This window comes from Catellatospora sichuanensis (assembly GCF_007483665.1).
In the GTDB taxonomy this organism is placed as follows: Bacteria; Actinomycetota; Actinomycetes; order Mycobacteriales; family Micromonosporaceae; genus Catellatospora; species Catellatospora sichuanensis.
In genome coordinates, this window is the sequence record NZ_ML660190.1 from 85,944 (window position 1) to 98,695 (window position 12,752).

At 73.0% G+C, this 12,752-nt stretch carries 12 protein-coding genes; 4 read left to right on the forward strand and 8 right to left on the reverse strand.

Annotated elements, in window-relative coordinates; genetic code table 11:
• Positions 1–296: 296 nt before the first annotated feature.
• On the forward strand, positions 297–1,325 hold the full coding sequence (locus FLL47_RS12220; protein WP_144120606.1) for a DNA polymerase IV: 1,029 nt from the start codon (positions 297–299) through the stop codon (positions 1,323–1,325).
• A gap of 105 nt (positions 1,326–1,430) precedes the next feature.
• Here the strand turns inward: FLL47_RS12220 and FLL47_RS12225 are convergent, their stop codons facing one another.
• Together FLL47_RS12225 and FLL47_RS12230 are read right to left on the reverse strand one after the other, a co-directional pair.
• On the reverse strand, positions 1,431–1,616 hold the full coding sequence (locus FLL47_RS12225; RefSeq protein WP_144120607.1) for a hypothetical protein: 186 nt from the start codon (positions 1,614–1,616) through the stop codon (positions 1,431–1,433).
• Between the two features lie 29 nt (positions 1,617–1,645).
• Positions 1,646–2,581 carry a nucleoside hydrolase gene (locus FLL47_RS12230; RefSeq protein ID WP_144120608.1) on the reverse strand — a complete coding sequence of 312 codons (936 nt, stop codon included), beginning with the start codon at positions 2,579–2,581 and terminating at the stop codon, positions 1,646–1,648.
• A 110-nt stretch (positions 2,582–2,691) separates the two neighbouring features.
• On the opposite strand from FLL47_RS12230, the gene FLL47_RS12235 reads away from it, so the two are divergent.
• Positions 2,692–5,037 carry a DUF2339 domain-containing protein gene (locus tag FLL47_RS12235; RefSeq protein ID WP_144120609.1) on the forward strand — a complete coding sequence of 782 codons (2,346 nt, stop codon included), beginning with the start codon at positions 2,692–2,694 and terminating at the stop codon, positions 5,035–5,037.
• Here FLL47_RS12235 and FLL47_RS42850 read toward each other — a convergent pair whose 3' ends face one another.
• The 3 genes from FLL47_RS42850 to FLL47_RS12245 all read right to left on the reverse strand — a co-directional run bounded on the left by FLL47_RS42850 (position 5,038) and on the right by FLL47_RS12245 (position 6,736).
• Positions 5,038–5,688 carry a hypothetical protein gene (locus FLL47_RS42850; RefSeq protein ID WP_186315685.1) on the reverse strand — a complete coding sequence of 217 codons (651 nt, stop codon included), beginning with the start codon at positions 5,686–5,688 and terminating at the stop codon, positions 5,038–5,040.
• A gap of 49 nt (positions 5,689–5,737) precedes the next feature.
• Entirely contained in the window at positions 5,738–6,082 is a 345-nt protein-coding gene (locus FLL47_RS12240) for a cupin domain-containing protein (protein ID WP_144120610.1), read from the reverse strand.
• A gap of 108 nt (positions 6,083–6,190) precedes the next feature.
• Positions 6,191–6,736, reverse strand: a complete 546-nt coding sequence (locus FLL47_RS12245) for a PH domain-containing protein (protein WP_144120611.1) — start codon at positions 6,734–6,736, stop codon at positions 6,191–6,193.
• Positions 6,737–7,071: 335 nt separating this feature from the next.
• Between FLL47_RS12245 and FLL47_RS12250 the strand changes: the two genes are divergently transcribed.
• Positions 7,072–7,875, forward strand: a complete 804-nt coding sequence (locus FLL47_RS12250) for an SGNH/GDSL hydrolase family protein (RefSeq protein ID WP_144120612.1) — start codon at positions 7,072–7,074, stop codon at positions 7,873–7,875.
• A gap of 60 nt (positions 7,876–7,935) precedes the next feature.
• Here the strand turns inward: FLL47_RS12250 and FLL47_RS12255 are convergent, their stop codons facing one another.
• Entirely contained in the window at positions 7,936–9,348 is a 1,413-nt protein-coding gene (locus FLL47_RS12255) for a DUF7003 family protein (protein WP_144120613.1), read from the reverse strand.
• A gap of 101 nt (positions 9,349–9,449) precedes the next feature.
• A complete protein-coding gene (locus FLL47_RS12260) occupies positions 9,450–10,439 on the reverse strand; it encodes a LacI family DNA-binding transcriptional regulator (protein WP_144120711.1) in 990 nt (329 codons plus the stop codon).
• Positions 10,440–10,583: 144 nt separating this feature from the next.
• Here FLL47_RS12260 and FLL47_RS12265 point away from each other — a divergent pair, with 144 nt between their 5' ends.
• Positions 10,584–11,555 (forward strand): ROK family protein, encoded by a 972-nt coding sequence (locus FLL47_RS12265; protein ID WP_144120614.1) that lies wholly within the window; start codon positions 10,584–10,586, stop codon positions 11,553–11,555.
• Positions 11,556–11,616: 61 nt separating this feature from the next.
• On the opposite strand, the gene FLL47_RS12270 is transcribed toward FLL47_RS12265, so the two are convergent.
• A complete protein-coding gene (locus FLL47_RS12270) occupies positions 11,617–12,744 on the reverse strand; it encodes a sigma factor (RefSeq protein ID WP_144120615.1) in 1,128 nt (375 codons plus the stop codon).
• Between the last annotated feature and the right edge of the window lie 8 nt (positions 12,745–12,752).

Here is a 12,752-nt window from a genome sequence, read left to right on the forward strand (position 1 = left end):
GACTGCGACGCGCCGGGCTGCATGTCGGAAACGTCAGGCCGTGGCGGCGGCCACGGACGCACCAACGGCGTGAGCTGCCGGGTGTCGGAGACCGAGGGGCCTGGCGGCGGCCACGGACGCGAGCCGTCCGAGGCAGCGGTGGCAACGGACGCCGCCGTCAGCAGCGCCACGACGCCCAGTGCCAGTGCCGGCCGAGGCCGACGAACGGAGGACACCGACCACCCCCATGATCACGGTCCCCACCATTATCTGCCGGTTCGCCGCGGTCGGCACCCCGACCGGGCGACGATGGGGCGGTGACCGGCTGGGTGCTGCACGTGGACCTGGACCAGTTCGTGGCCGCGGTCGAGGTGCTGCGCCGCCCGGAGCTGCGCGGGCAGCCGGTGGTGGTCGGCGGGGACGGCGACCCGGCCAAGCGCGGCGTGGTCAGCACCGCCTCGTACGAGGCCCGCGAGTACGGCGTGCACTCGGGTCAGCCGTTGCGTGTCGCCGCCCGCAAATGCCCGGACGCGGTGTTCCTGCCCGTCGACTCCGACACGTACGAGCAGGCGTCGGCGCTGGTCATGGCGGCGCTGCGGGACACCGGCGCGGTGGTGGAGGTGCTCGGCTGGGACGAGGCGTTCCTCGCCGTGGACACCGACGACCCGGAGGCCGCCGCCCGCGACGTCCAGCGGCGGGTGCGGGACGCGACCGGCCTCGACTGCAGCGTCGGCATCGGCGACAACCGGCTGCGCGCCAAGCTCGCCACCGGGTTCGGCAAGCCCGCCGGGGTGTTCCGGCTGACCCGGGCGAACTGGCGCGAGGTGATGGACGACCGGCCCACCGACGCGCTGTGGGGCATCGGCGCGAAGACGGCGAAGCGGCTGGCCACGCACGGCCTGCACACCGTCGCCGAGCTGGCCGCGGCCGACCCGCAGGAACTGGCCGGCGCACTGGGTCCGGCCACCGGGCCGTGGCTGGTGCGGCTCGCGCACGGCGAGGACGACACCCCGGTGACCGGGGCGCCGTACGTAGCACGGTCGCTGGGCAAGGAGACGACGTTCCAGACCGACCTCGACGACTGGGCCGAGGTGCGCCGGGAGGTGCTGGTGCTGGCCGCGCAGGTGGCCGACGCGGTGGTGGCGCAGGAGCGCCCGGTGGGGCGGGTGGTGGTGAAGGTGCGCTACGCCCCGTTCACCACCCGCACCCACGGCCACGCCCTCGACGCCCCCACCACCGATCCGGCCGCCGTCGAGCGCGCCGCCCTCGCGGCCCTCGCCGCCTTCCCCGCCGATCGCCCGGTCCGTCTCCTCGGCGTCCGCGCCGAGTTCACCCCGCCCAGCTGACCAGCCCCCCGCTTTTAATCGACGTTGGCCTATCTCATCGAATAAACGCGGCTCAAAGTCGACGTAATAGGCCAACGTCAATGAAAAGCGGGAGGGGTCCGGCGGTTACCCGGCGGCCTCCTCCGACGTGCGGCGCTCGGTGTAGAGGTCGGGGCCACGCTCGGCGCGCAGGGTGCGGATGTCCGACTCGGCCAGGATCGCCTCCGCCTGGGCCTGGGGATCGTCGCTACCGACGGCCAACTCCTCGGGCAGCAGCTTCTCGGCTCGTGAGGTCGTGCGGTCCTCGTCCATGACTGACGGCTACCTCGCCGGACCCGTCCCTAAACCCGCCGGTCGAGGCTGGTCACCCGGTCGAGCAGCGCGCCGACCACCGCACGGTGGTCGGCGTCGACGACCACGTCGACGGTCGGGCCGCCGGCGGGAGCGGGGTTCAGGTCGACCACGGTGCTGCCGCGGCTGGGGCCGTAGCCCGTGTCGACGTGGATCCGGGCGGGCCGCGTCGTCATCAGCTCCGGGTGCAGCACGGCCAGCACCGCGACCGCGTCGTGCACGGGGGTGACGGCGCCGAGGCCGTGGCGGTAGCCGCCGAGCGCCTGCGCGGTCAGCGCGCCGATCGGGCCGGACCCGGCGAGCACCGCGAGGTCGGCGTCGCCGAGGCCGGTGCGGCGGGTCACGTCCAGCGGCACCAGGGTGGTCGGCACACGCACGCCTGGGTCGGTCAGCACCCGGTGCGCGGCCTCCGGATCGAACCACACGTTGAACTCCGCCGCCGGGGTCATGTTGCCCGCGCCGATCGACCCGCCCATCACCACCAGCCGTTCCAGCCGCGCCGCGACCTGCGGATACATCGCGTAGAACAGGGCCACGTCGGTGAGCGGGCCGACCGCGAACAGGGTGACCGGTTCGGTCGCGGCGGCCACCGTCGCGGCCAGGAACTCGGCCGCGGGCCGGGCGTCGACCGTGCCGGGCGGCTCGGGCAGGACGATGCCGCCGAGCCCGTCGTCGCCGTGGGCGTGCTCCTTCTCGCTGACGGGACTGCGTACCAGCGAGCGGGCCGCGCCCGCGGCGACCGGGACGTCGCCGCGGCCGGCCAGGGCGAGCACGGATCTGGCGTTGCGGGTGGTCAGCGCGATGCCGACGTTGCCGCCGACGGTGGTGACGCCGCGCAGGTCGAGTTCGGGGCTGGCGCAGATGGTGAGCAGCGCCATCATGTCGTCGATACCCGGATCACAGTCGATCATCACAGCGCGCGCCATGCCGCCATCCTCCCCCATCGGTTGATCGGCCGCCGCCCGTCGCGCTCGCGACGCCCGGTATGCCGATTCGGACGGTTGCCAGACCCGTTGCCCGGCAACAAGGTGTCCCCATGCCCGTGCCCCGCTACGACTCCGCGCCGGTGGACCGCCCGTCCGGCCTGATCCCTCCTCCTGTCGACCTGTCCGGGGTGACCGAGCTGCGCCTGCACGGCGTCGGCGGCACCACCGCGGAGGACCTGCTCGGCGACCTCGCCCCGCAGCAGGTCTCCGGCGACCGCATCGCCGGCTTCTACCGCACCGCCGACCTGCCCGCCCGCCACGTCGAGGCGTACTCGTGGGGCGGCCTCACCTCGCGCAGCGGTTCGCGGGTGCTGTGGCTGCTGCTGCTGCCGTTCGCGATGGCCAACCTCGCCGGGTGGATGTGTACGCCGAAGACCCACGGCTCCGGCTGGCGGTTCCGGCTGCACCGCACCTTCGTCCGCTGGACCGCGCTGGGCATCACCGTGAACGTCGTGCTGGTCATGGCGATGGGCACCATGGAGCTGCTGGCCTACCAGTGCGGCGGGCGCGACGACTGCGCCGGTGACAACTGGCTGCTGAGCTGGCTGCGCGGCCCGCTGCTGGCCGAGCACGCCGGACGGCGGGTGCTGCTCGGCGCGCTGGTGCCGGTGCTGTTCGTGGCCTTCCTGGCGGTACTGACGGTGCGCAGCATCAACCGGTACGAGGAGGTCGACCCGCCGTACCAGGTGGGCGACAAGCCGCCGCGTGCCGCGACCAGCGCCGCCCAGCCCCGGCTGACGCTGGCCGACCGCACGTTCTGGGACGGCCGCCGCAGCGCCTTCGATCTGGGCTGCGCGCACGTCGCCGCGGCGCTGGCCTTCATCGCGCTGGCCCTGGCGTACACGGGCCACGGCATGGTGTCCGGCAGCGGCCTGCCCGGGCCGGCCGCCCGATGGGCGCTGCTCGCGGCGATCGGCCTCGGCGGCGCGGCCGTGCTCGGGGCGCTGATCGTGACCGCGCTGGACGCCTGCCGGCGGTGGGCGGCCGGGCTGCTGATCGCCCTGGCCGTCGCCGCGCTGGCCGCCGCGGCCGTGTTCCTGCTGGCCCAGCCCGAGATGGGCAAGGCCTGGGGATACCTGCCGAACATGCGGTACGCCATCAACATCGCCTTCGGCGGCATCTTCGGCGCACTGGGGCTGACCCTGGTGTCCACGCTGCTGGGCGGCTGGAATCGGGGCGTCTTCTTCATCTTCGGCCCGTTCGTGGTGCTCGCGGTCAGCATCGCACTGCTGAACGCGGTGATGCTCGGCGCGATGCTGCGTATCACCGACCTGTTCGGCGAGGTGAACTCGCTGTCGCTGGTGCCGGTGGCCCCGGCCGCGCCCGGCGAGCTGTACATCTACCCGATCATCACCACGCTGCACCAGTATTTGACCCTGGTCCCGCTGGCCCTGATCGTGCTGTTCGGCGTCTTCGAGCTGATCGCGTACTGGCGCGCCGGCGCGAGCCGCAAGGCCCGCGCGGCGGCCGAGAAGTTCTACACCGTCGACCGCTACCCGCAGCCCGGCGGCGAACCCGACTGGTACGACAACGCGGCCGCGCAGCGCCGCTGGATCGCGAGTGTGGTGCGGGCCCGGGTGGTCGCCCGGATGCCGCGCCACATCGACCGGCTGCTCACCGCGATGGCGGTCGTCGGCGTGATCCTGCTGATCGCGATCCAGATCCGCTACTGGGTGTTCCACCAGCTGCCCTGGGGCACGGCGTGGACGGTCACCGCGGGCAGTTACCTCACCGCCGCGCTGCCGATATTGGTCGTGCTGCTGCTGCGACGCGGCTGGACCAACCTGGCCAGCCGCCGCCGCATCGGCGTGATCTGGGACGTGTGCACGTTCTGGCCGCGCGCGTTCCACCCGCTCGCACCGCCGTCGTACGCCGAGCGCGCCGTGCCCGAAGTCCAGCGGCGGCTGTGGCGGCTGCACAGCAACGGCGGCAAGGCCGTGGTCGCGGCGCACAGCCAGGGCAGCATCATCGCCGCGGCGGCCCTGCTGCAGCGCGACAACCTGCCCGCCGACGGCCAGTACGCGCTGGTCACCTTCGGCTCGCCGCTGCGCACCCTGTACGGGTGGGCGTTCCCGGCCTACTTCACCGACCCGGTGCTGCGTTCGCTGGAGCCGCGGCTGCGCGCGTGGCGCAACTTCTACTACGACACCGACTACATCGGCGGCGCGGCGCTGGCCGCCGAGCCGAAGTCGGCCGTGGACGTGCTGCTGCCCGACCCGGAGACCTGCTGGTACATCTACGGCCAGCCGCTGCCGCTGGCCCGGCGGCACACCGGCTACTGGGACGACCCGGCGGTGTGGCAGCAGGTCGACGAGCTGGCCGCGGCGCTCGCGGCCGGGCCGAAGGTGCCCGTGCAGCCCGGCCCGCCGATGACCGAGAGCGAGGTGGGGCTCTAGTCAGCCGAACACCCGCTCGGCCCAGTACACCTGCCGATCGGGGCCGATGAACGCCACGGCGACCATGATGTCCGAGACGGCGATCGGGGCGGCGGCCAGGAAGCGCCGCTCCGGATCGCCCTCCGGGATCGGCGGGAACACCGCGACGAAGGCGACCTCGCCTGCGGCGGGGGCGGTCGACAGGCAGCTCCCGCCGCTGCGCGAGACGTTGTCGTAGAGCTTGATGCTGCCGACTCCGCGCAGCCACGGATACTCCTCCGCCACCCGCTCCTGCACGCCGTCACCGCCGGACAGCACCTCGATCCCGCTCGGTGAGGCGCCCCAGATCTGCGGTGGCATGAGCTGGACGCGCTTGTCCACCACGAAGATCATGAACCGGCCGTCGTCCTGCCAGTCGGCGCTGCTTCCCGGTGCCGGCCGCCACGTGAGCCGCCCGCCGACGGCCACTGACCTCTCGCGGGCAAGGAAGCGCACACCGTGGTACTCGTCCTCCGGCCGCTTGTCAGACGGCAGCAGTTCCGCCGTGGCGGCGAACCCCAGCCCCTCGGCGCCGTACGGCGGCCGCTCGTGCCACCAGCGGTAGACGGCGAACCCGGCCGCGACGGCCACCACGAGTACCACCGCATAGATCTTCTGACGCCCCCGAGACATGCCCGGCAGTACACCACAGACGATCAAGTGACGTCGCGCCGTGCGGCCGTCACGCCTCGGTGGTACGGCCGCGCGAGCCGTAGGCGGGGCCGAAGAACACCAGCAGCGTCAGGTCCTCGGTGACGTCCACGAAGCGGTGCTCCTCCCCAGCCGGCACGAAGATGGCCGCACCCGGGCCGACCGCGGCCTCGCCGCCTGGTGTCACGATCCGGGCGCGGCCCGCGATGACCACGTAGACCTCATCCTCGGTATGCGGGCTTTGGTCGTCGACCCCGCCCGCAGGGATGCAATAGGTGCCCACGGACAGATCCGGCACCTTCAGGTGCTCCACCCAGTCGTTGGCCGTGCCGGCCGGCGGCGGCGTCCACCGTCCCGCCCCCTCGATGATCTCCATGGCGGTCAGCCTAACCATCCGTCGGGATCGGACCATGAGCACGGCACCGGAGTCGCGCAGCGGGCGGCCGCCACTGTCGCGACGACCCGGGTCGTCCGTCGGCGGCGCTCAGCCGCCCTCCAGCCCGCCGCCGGACTCGACCGCCAGCGCGCGGATCCGGTCGGCGTGGCGCTGGACGTGCTGCTCCGTCACAGTCGCCAACCAGTGGACGTTGACCGTCCGAAACTCAGGGGCTGGTGGTGTCCCTACTCGACCCGGCAGATCGCGCGATCCGTCGCGCCCGGTCCGGGCCGGGGTGACCACGAAATCGATCGCGGGCGCGTAGTAGAGTCCGCCCTTGCCGTGGGAGCCCTCGTAGATCCGGACGGCGCGCAGGCTCGGCCAGGGAATGCGCCAGGTCCGAAGCAGGCCTCGCACCAGCAGATACTCCGGCCGCGCGAACACGCCCTGCGTCGCGGCCCGCACGGCGAGGGTGAGCCAGACCGCGCACCAGACCGCCAGGCCGAGGCCTGTCATCAGGATCCCCGCGACGGAGGTGACCTCGGCCCGCCGCACCGCGGCGACGACGTTGCCGACCCCGCACAGTGCTATCACCAGCATGCCCGCGGCCACCAGTGCGTTCTGGCCCCGATTGACGACTCCCCCATGCCCCATCCGGACACGTTAACGACGCCTGTCGAGACTCTTGCGGAGCCTTGCACACCGCGTCGCTCAGCCGCTCGCCGCTTCTTGCAAGAAGTTGACCGGCAGCGGCCGCTCCAAGACGCTGCCAGGGCTCGAGAGTCGATCACCGCCTGATCCCGTGGCACGCCGGTGACTAAGCCCCGAACGCACTCACTGGCTGGGCAAACGGATCCAATGTAGCCACCGTCGCGCCGTCGCGCCAGACCCCCGAAACATCTTGCAACACTTGCGAATTGAGATCTTCACAATCGACGGTTCAACTGATATCCATATGCGATCGATCGACCCCTGACCCGGAGGACGACTTGACCCGATCGCGTCTGCTGACCCTCACGGCGAGCTTCGCCACCGCCTTCACCGTGATGGTCGCCCTGGTGGCCACCCCTGCCCAGGCCGCTTCCACCGTCCGCTACGTCGCCCTCGGCGACTCCTACTCCTCCGGCGTCGGCGCCGGCAGCTACACGTCCGAGAGCGGTGCGTGCCAGCGCAGCACCAAGGCCTACCCCGCCCTGTGGGCCGCCGCCAACGCTCCCGCCTCGTACGCCTTCGTCGCCTGCTCCGGCGCCACCACCACCAGCGTCACCAGCTCGCAGCTGTCCGCCCTCAGCAGCTCCACCACGCTGGTCAGCATCACCGTCGGCGGCAACGACGTCGGCTTCGCCAACATCATGAAGACCTGCGCCCTCAACGGCACCACCCAGTGCGTCGCCGCCGTACAGGCCGCCGAGGACAAGGCCCGCGCGTCCCTGCCCGGCCTGCTCGACAACGTGTACAACGCGATCCGCGCCCGCGCCCCCAACGCCCGTGTCGTGGTCCTCGGCTACCCGGTCTTCTACCAGCTCGGCACCGTGTGCGTCGGGCTCAGCGCCACGTCCCACGCGAAGATCAACGAAGGCATCAACCTGGTCGACGACCTCACCCGCACCGCCGCAGGCCGGCACGGGTTCGTCTTCGCCGACGTGCGCTCCATCTTCGTCGGCCACCAGCTCTGCAGCGGCGACAAGTGGCTGCACGCCCTCAACTTCGCCAGCCTCGGCATCTCGTACCACCCCATGGCCACCGGCCACTCCGGCGGCTACTACCCCGTCTTCCGCACCGCCGCCGCCTGACGAAGGAAGGGCACCTTCTTATCGCCATACGTACTGGAAGGTGCCCTTCTCAACCCGCTATCACGCCCAGCCGCCGAGTATCCGGTCCCGGTCGTGGAGGTGGGCGTCGCGTGATCTCCCGGTCACCGAGCGGGTGATGGCGCGGCGGGCGCGCAGCGCCTCGACCGCCAGCACGATGTCCACGGTCTCGCTGGGCGACTGCTCACCCATGTCGGGATGGCCCCACGCGTCCAGCACGAACAGCTCCCGCGTCGCATCCGGCAACGACAGCTCCTGCTTGAGCTGCGCGGCGTCGAGGAACGCGCAGTCACGTGCGGCACGATCGGCGGTCAGTGCCACCATCAGCGCGTCCATCCGGCCCCGCTGTTCGGCGGACGGGGTCTCCAGACGGACCACACCGTTGGGCAGGCTCACGTCCTCCGCGTCGGTGATCTCGGTCAGCCGCGCCGCCTCGTCCTCGTCGACCAGCTCGCGAGCGATGCTCCACATCGGACCGGCCGCCAGGCCGAACCCGAACCGGTGGAAGTCCAGGTGCACTCCGGCGTCGCCGAGCCCGGTCACCACCGACTGGAACACCAGGCCGTCGGTGCCGCCCGGGGTCGCGAAGCCGGTCAGCCGCATCGCCGCGGTGTAGTAGTTGGCGTTGTCCCACATCGGCCCGAGCCCGTCGGCGAAGAACTCGTCCAGCTCGGTGAGCGACACCGGTGCCCCGGCCGCGACGTCGAGCACCGGCGCCTGCTCCAGCAGCGCGCGCACGGCCTCCGGCAGCGGCGGCACGGCCAGGCCGAGCCGGTCGAGCAGCCGCTGCGCCGCGGGCTCGCCGACGGCGGCGGCCAGCCGCTGCGCGGTGCCTCGGGGGTCGGTGCGGAACAGCGTGCCGACCGCCGTGACCGCGACCTCGTCGGCGGCCTCGGCCCGCTCGGCGAGCAGCCGGTAGCCGGGCTCCGGATGCCGTACGACCCATTGGCGCAGCACCTCGGTGTCGCAGCCGGCCGGCCGCCACGCGGGCGTGTCGATCTGCTCGGTCACCGCGCGAACCCTGGCCGCGACGCCGTAAGCCGCCTCCGTGTTCAAGGCCAGCAGGCACGGCAGCACGCACCAGGGCACGTTGTGCAGCACGCCGCGCGAGTCGACCCGGTCGGCCAGCCAGGGCAGGACGCCGTCGCCATACCGTTCCACCAGGGCGATGTTGTCATTGCCCCGGACGTGGAAACGCCACCACAGCCGCCGCGCGTGCGCGACGAACTCCGCCGCGTCCGCCAGGCTCACCAGCGCCGCCCAGGTGGTGTCGGACTCCAGCACGTGGTGGCCACCGGTGGTCGATCCGGTCCCCTTCTCGTACACGGTCCGGTTGTCGAGCCACCGACGGGCCGCAGCGAGCGGCATCAGGCCGCGGGCATCGTGCTCGGGCAGGTGCGCGTCCCTGATGGCCGCCCGCAGGTCCGGCCCGAACGTCGAAGATCCGGCTGACATGGTCGGCACCTTAACGGCTGTCGCCGACATCCGCGGCGGCTGTTCATCAGCGAACCCCACGGCGCACGCCGCCTGCGGCCAGGCCGTTTCGGCCCGGGCGGTCAGCGCGGCAGACGGCCCGCGGTCAGCCCACGCTCGACCAGCTCCGTCGGCAGCACGACGGTACGCGGCCGCGACCGGTCCCCGTCGATGCGGGCGAACAGCAGCTGGGCGGCCCGGCGGGCCAGCTCCCGGGTGTCGTATCCGATGACCGTCAGCGGCCGCGGCATGAGGTGCGACAGCTCGAAGTCGTCGAAGCCGACCAGGGCGGCGTCGCTGCCCCGCTGCCACAGCTCCTGGACCGCGCCGACGGTGATGCGGTTGTTCAGGGCGAGGAACGCGGTCGGCGGGTTCGGCTGGGTGAGCATGTCGGCGACGGCGGCCGCGGCGGTGGCCGGGTCGCGTACGCCGTCGCGCACCAGTGCGCCGTCGTAGCCGATCCCGGCGTCGGCGAGGGCGTCCTGCGCGCCGGCGAGGCGTTCGCGCATGGTGTGCACGTCGACGGAGTCCAGCAGCACGCCGATGCGGCGGTGGCCGTCGGCGACGAGCCTGCGTACGCCGCTGCGCGCCCCGCCGCGGTTGTCCAGCAGCACCGCGTCGGCGTCGATGTTGGTGCCCGGACGGTCCAGGAACACCACCGGGATGCCCATCTCGACCTGCGAGTTCAGAAACGAGTGGTCGCATCCGGCGGGCACGACGAGCAGCCCGTCGACGCGGCGCGAACACAGGTCGCGCAGCAGCTGCTCCTCGCGTACGGGGTCCTCCTCGGAGGAGGCCGACAGCAGCAGGGTGTCGCGGTCGCGGGCCATCTCGGCGGTGACGTGGGCGATGGTGGAGTAGAACGGGTTCGCCAGCTCTTCGATGATCAGGCCGATGGTGGCGCTGGCCCGGCCCGCCCGCAGTGCGCTGGCCATGTGGTTGCGCTGGAAGCCGAGCTCGGCGACGGCGGCCAGCACCCGGTCGGCCATGGCACGCTGCACGTGCGGCTCGCCGTTGACGACCCGCGACACGGTCTTGAGGCTGACCCCGGCGAGCCGGGCGACGTCGACCATGGTGGGGCGGCGGCCGGCCCGGCCCGGGGGTTCGCTGTGCTCGCTCGTCACGGCAGGAACGGTACCCGGTTGCCGAGGGCGGGGCGGCGACGGTCGGACAACGTTGTCATACTCTCTCCAACGCCCGCCTCTCCAGGAGCCCCCATGCCGCACCGCGCTGCCGGACCGCTCGCTCTCGCCGTCGACATCGGCGGCACCAAGATGGCCGCCGGACTCGTCGACGCCGACGGGACCGTGCTGGCCGCCGACCGCATCCCCACGCCGCGCCCGCTGCCGGGTCCGGACGCGGGCGAGCAGGTGTGGGCGGGCCTGTCGGCGATGCTCGACGGTCTGCTCGACGCCACCGGCGGCCGCCCGATCATCGGAGTCGGCACCAGCACCGCCGGCCCGTTCGATCTGGCCGGTGCCACGGTCAGCCCGGTCAACATCTCCGCCTGGCGCGGCTTCCCGCTGGTGGACAGGCTCGCCGCGCAGGTGCCCGGCGTGCCGGTGCGGCTGGCCGGCGACGGGGTGTGCGCGGCGATCGGCGAGCACTGGCGCGGCGCCGGGCGCGGCCACGACGACCTGCTGGTGCTCGTGGTGTCGACCGGGGTCGGCGGCGGTCTGGTGCACGGCGGGCGCCCCTTCACCGGGGCGTCCGGCAACGCCGGGCATGTCGGCCACATGGTCGTCGACCTCGGCGGCGACGACTGCCCGTGCGGCGGGCGCGGCTGCGTGGAGGCGATCGCGAGCGGCCCGAGCATGGTCCGGTACGCCCGCCGCGAGGGCTGGCTGCCGACCGGCGACGGCACCGCCCGCGACCTGTCCGACGCGGCGCGCGCCGGGGATGCGGTGGCCCTGCGCGCGTTCACCCGCTCCGCGGACGCGCTGGCGGCGGGCATCGTCTCGGCCGCCGCGATGTGCGACCTCAACCAGGTGGTCATCGGCGGCGGCGTCGCCAACGCCGCCGACCTGCTCTTCCCCCCGCTGAAGGAGGGCCTCGCCCGCTTCGGCCGCCTCGGCTTCCTCCAGGACATCGGCGTACGCGCCGCACACCTCGGCGGCGACGCCGGCCTCGTCGGCGCAGCCGCCCTCATCCACTCCCCCGACCCCTACTGGCCGCCCGCCAGACGTTGATCATGAAGTTGGGCCGGTGACACGCCGTCGAGCCGTGCCATAAGTTCATGATCAACGCGGTTCAGGGGGTGGGGGCCGGGGGGTCGAAGATGGCCAGGCGGGGGTCGGCGGCGAATTGGGTGACGGACATGCCGAGGGCGGGGTTGCGCTGGCTGGAGGGCTGGGCGGCGAAGGGGTCGGGGGTGTTGGTGATGGTGACCATGACCAGGGAGTGGCCGGTGTAGACGGTCACGGTCCAGAGTTGGGCGTCGGGGCCCAGGGCGAAGCCGGCGCGGCGGTCCTCAGGTTGTTCGCGGACGCCGTACTGCTCCAGCACCGCGCCGCTGTCCAGCTCGGCGCTGAACCCGCACCAGGTCAACCGCTCGCAGTGGCTCAGGTCGGGCACATACGTCGTCGGCGCGACCGAGATGGTCAGGGTGCCGTAGCCGTTGCCGTTGACCAGTTGCAGGCTCACCGTGAGCGCGCCGGGAGCCAGTGCCGGGTCGGGCAGCGGGGCGAGTTCGCGGGTGTCCCCGCCGTCGGCCAGGCCCAGGTCGTTGCGGTGCAGGCCGAGCGGGTTGACCCGGGTGAGGACCAGCTCGGCCATCAGGCAGGTGTAGCGCTCGGTCAGCGCCTCGTCCGCGGTGACCGGTTCGGCCTGGGGCAGCGGCATGGCGCCGGACAGCACCGCGAACCGGTCGACCCCGGTCCGGCCTCCGGCCTGCGGCGGCGCGGGCGGCACCGGCGAGCGCGTCAGCGACGGCAGCGGGGTCGGGCCGGGGACCCCCGCCATGCAGTCGACCTCCTCGGGCGGCGGCGTGCCGCCGGGATCGGGCCGCAGCACGATCACCGCGAACCCGACACCGGCCGCGAGCGCGACCGTGAGCAGGGTGCTCACCGCGAGATCGCGGCGGCGCAGCCGCCGTCCGGCGGTGACCAGCTCCGCCGTGGCCAGGCCCAGCGGCGGCTCGAGCCCCTCATGCGGCTCGCCGGGACGGTGCCGGCGCAGCGCCCGCAGCAGGGTCCGCTGGGCGTACGCCTCGGGCGGCTCGAAGCCCAGCGCCGGCCAGCGCCGGTACAGCCGCAGCAGGGTACGCCGGACGAGGTCCTCGGCCACCGCCCAGTCGCCGCACCGCGCACGCGCCTGACGCCGCAGCGCGGGAGCCAGCGCGGTGGCGAACTCGGCGTACTCGTCCTCCCAGGCCCGCATCTCGACAG

Excerpts from the sequence above, each read along its gene's own strand:
- FLL47_RS12225 (WP_144120607.1), bottom strand. The coding sequence starts at position 1,616 with ATGGACGAGGACCGCACGACCTCACGAGCCGAGAAGCTGCTGCCCGAG.
- FLL47_RS12230 (WP_144120608.1), bottom strand. The coding sequence starts at position 2,581 with ATGGCGCGCGCTGTGATGATCGACTGTGATCCGGGTATCGACGACATG.
- FLL47_RS12235 (WP_144120609.1), top strand. The coding sequence starts at position 2,692 with ATGCCCGTGCCCCGCTACGACTCCGCGCCGGTGGACCGCCCGTCCGGC.
- FLL47_RS42850 (WP_186315685.1), bottom strand. The coding sequence starts at position 5,688 with ATGTCTCGGGGGCGTCAGAAGATCTATGCGGTGGTACTCGTGGTGGCC.
- FLL47_RS12240 (WP_144120610.1), bottom strand. The coding sequence starts at position 6,082 with ATGGAGATCATCGAGGGGGCGGGACGGTGGACGCCGCCGCCGGCCGGC.
- FLL47_RS12245 (WP_144120611.1), bottom strand. The coding sequence starts at position 6,736 with ATGGGGCATGGGGGAGTCGTCAATCGGGGCCAGAACGCACTGGTGGCC.
- FLL47_RS12255 (WP_144120613.1), bottom strand. The coding sequence starts at position 9,348 with ATGTCAGCCGGATCTTCGACGTTCGGGCCGGACCTGCGGGCGGCCATC.
- FLL47_RS12260 (WP_144120711.1), bottom strand. The coding sequence starts at position 10,439 with ATGGTCGACGTCGCCCGGCTCGCCGGGGTCAGCCTCAAGACCGTGTCG.
- FLL47_RS12265 (WP_144120614.1), top strand. The coding sequence starts at position 10,584 with ATGCCGCACCGCGCTGCCGGACCGCTCGCTCTCGCCGTCGACATCGGC.
- FLL47_RS12270 (WP_144120615.1), bottom strand. The coding sequence starts at position 12,744 with ATGCGGGCCTGGGAGGACGAGTACGCCGAGTTCGCCACCGCGCTGGCT.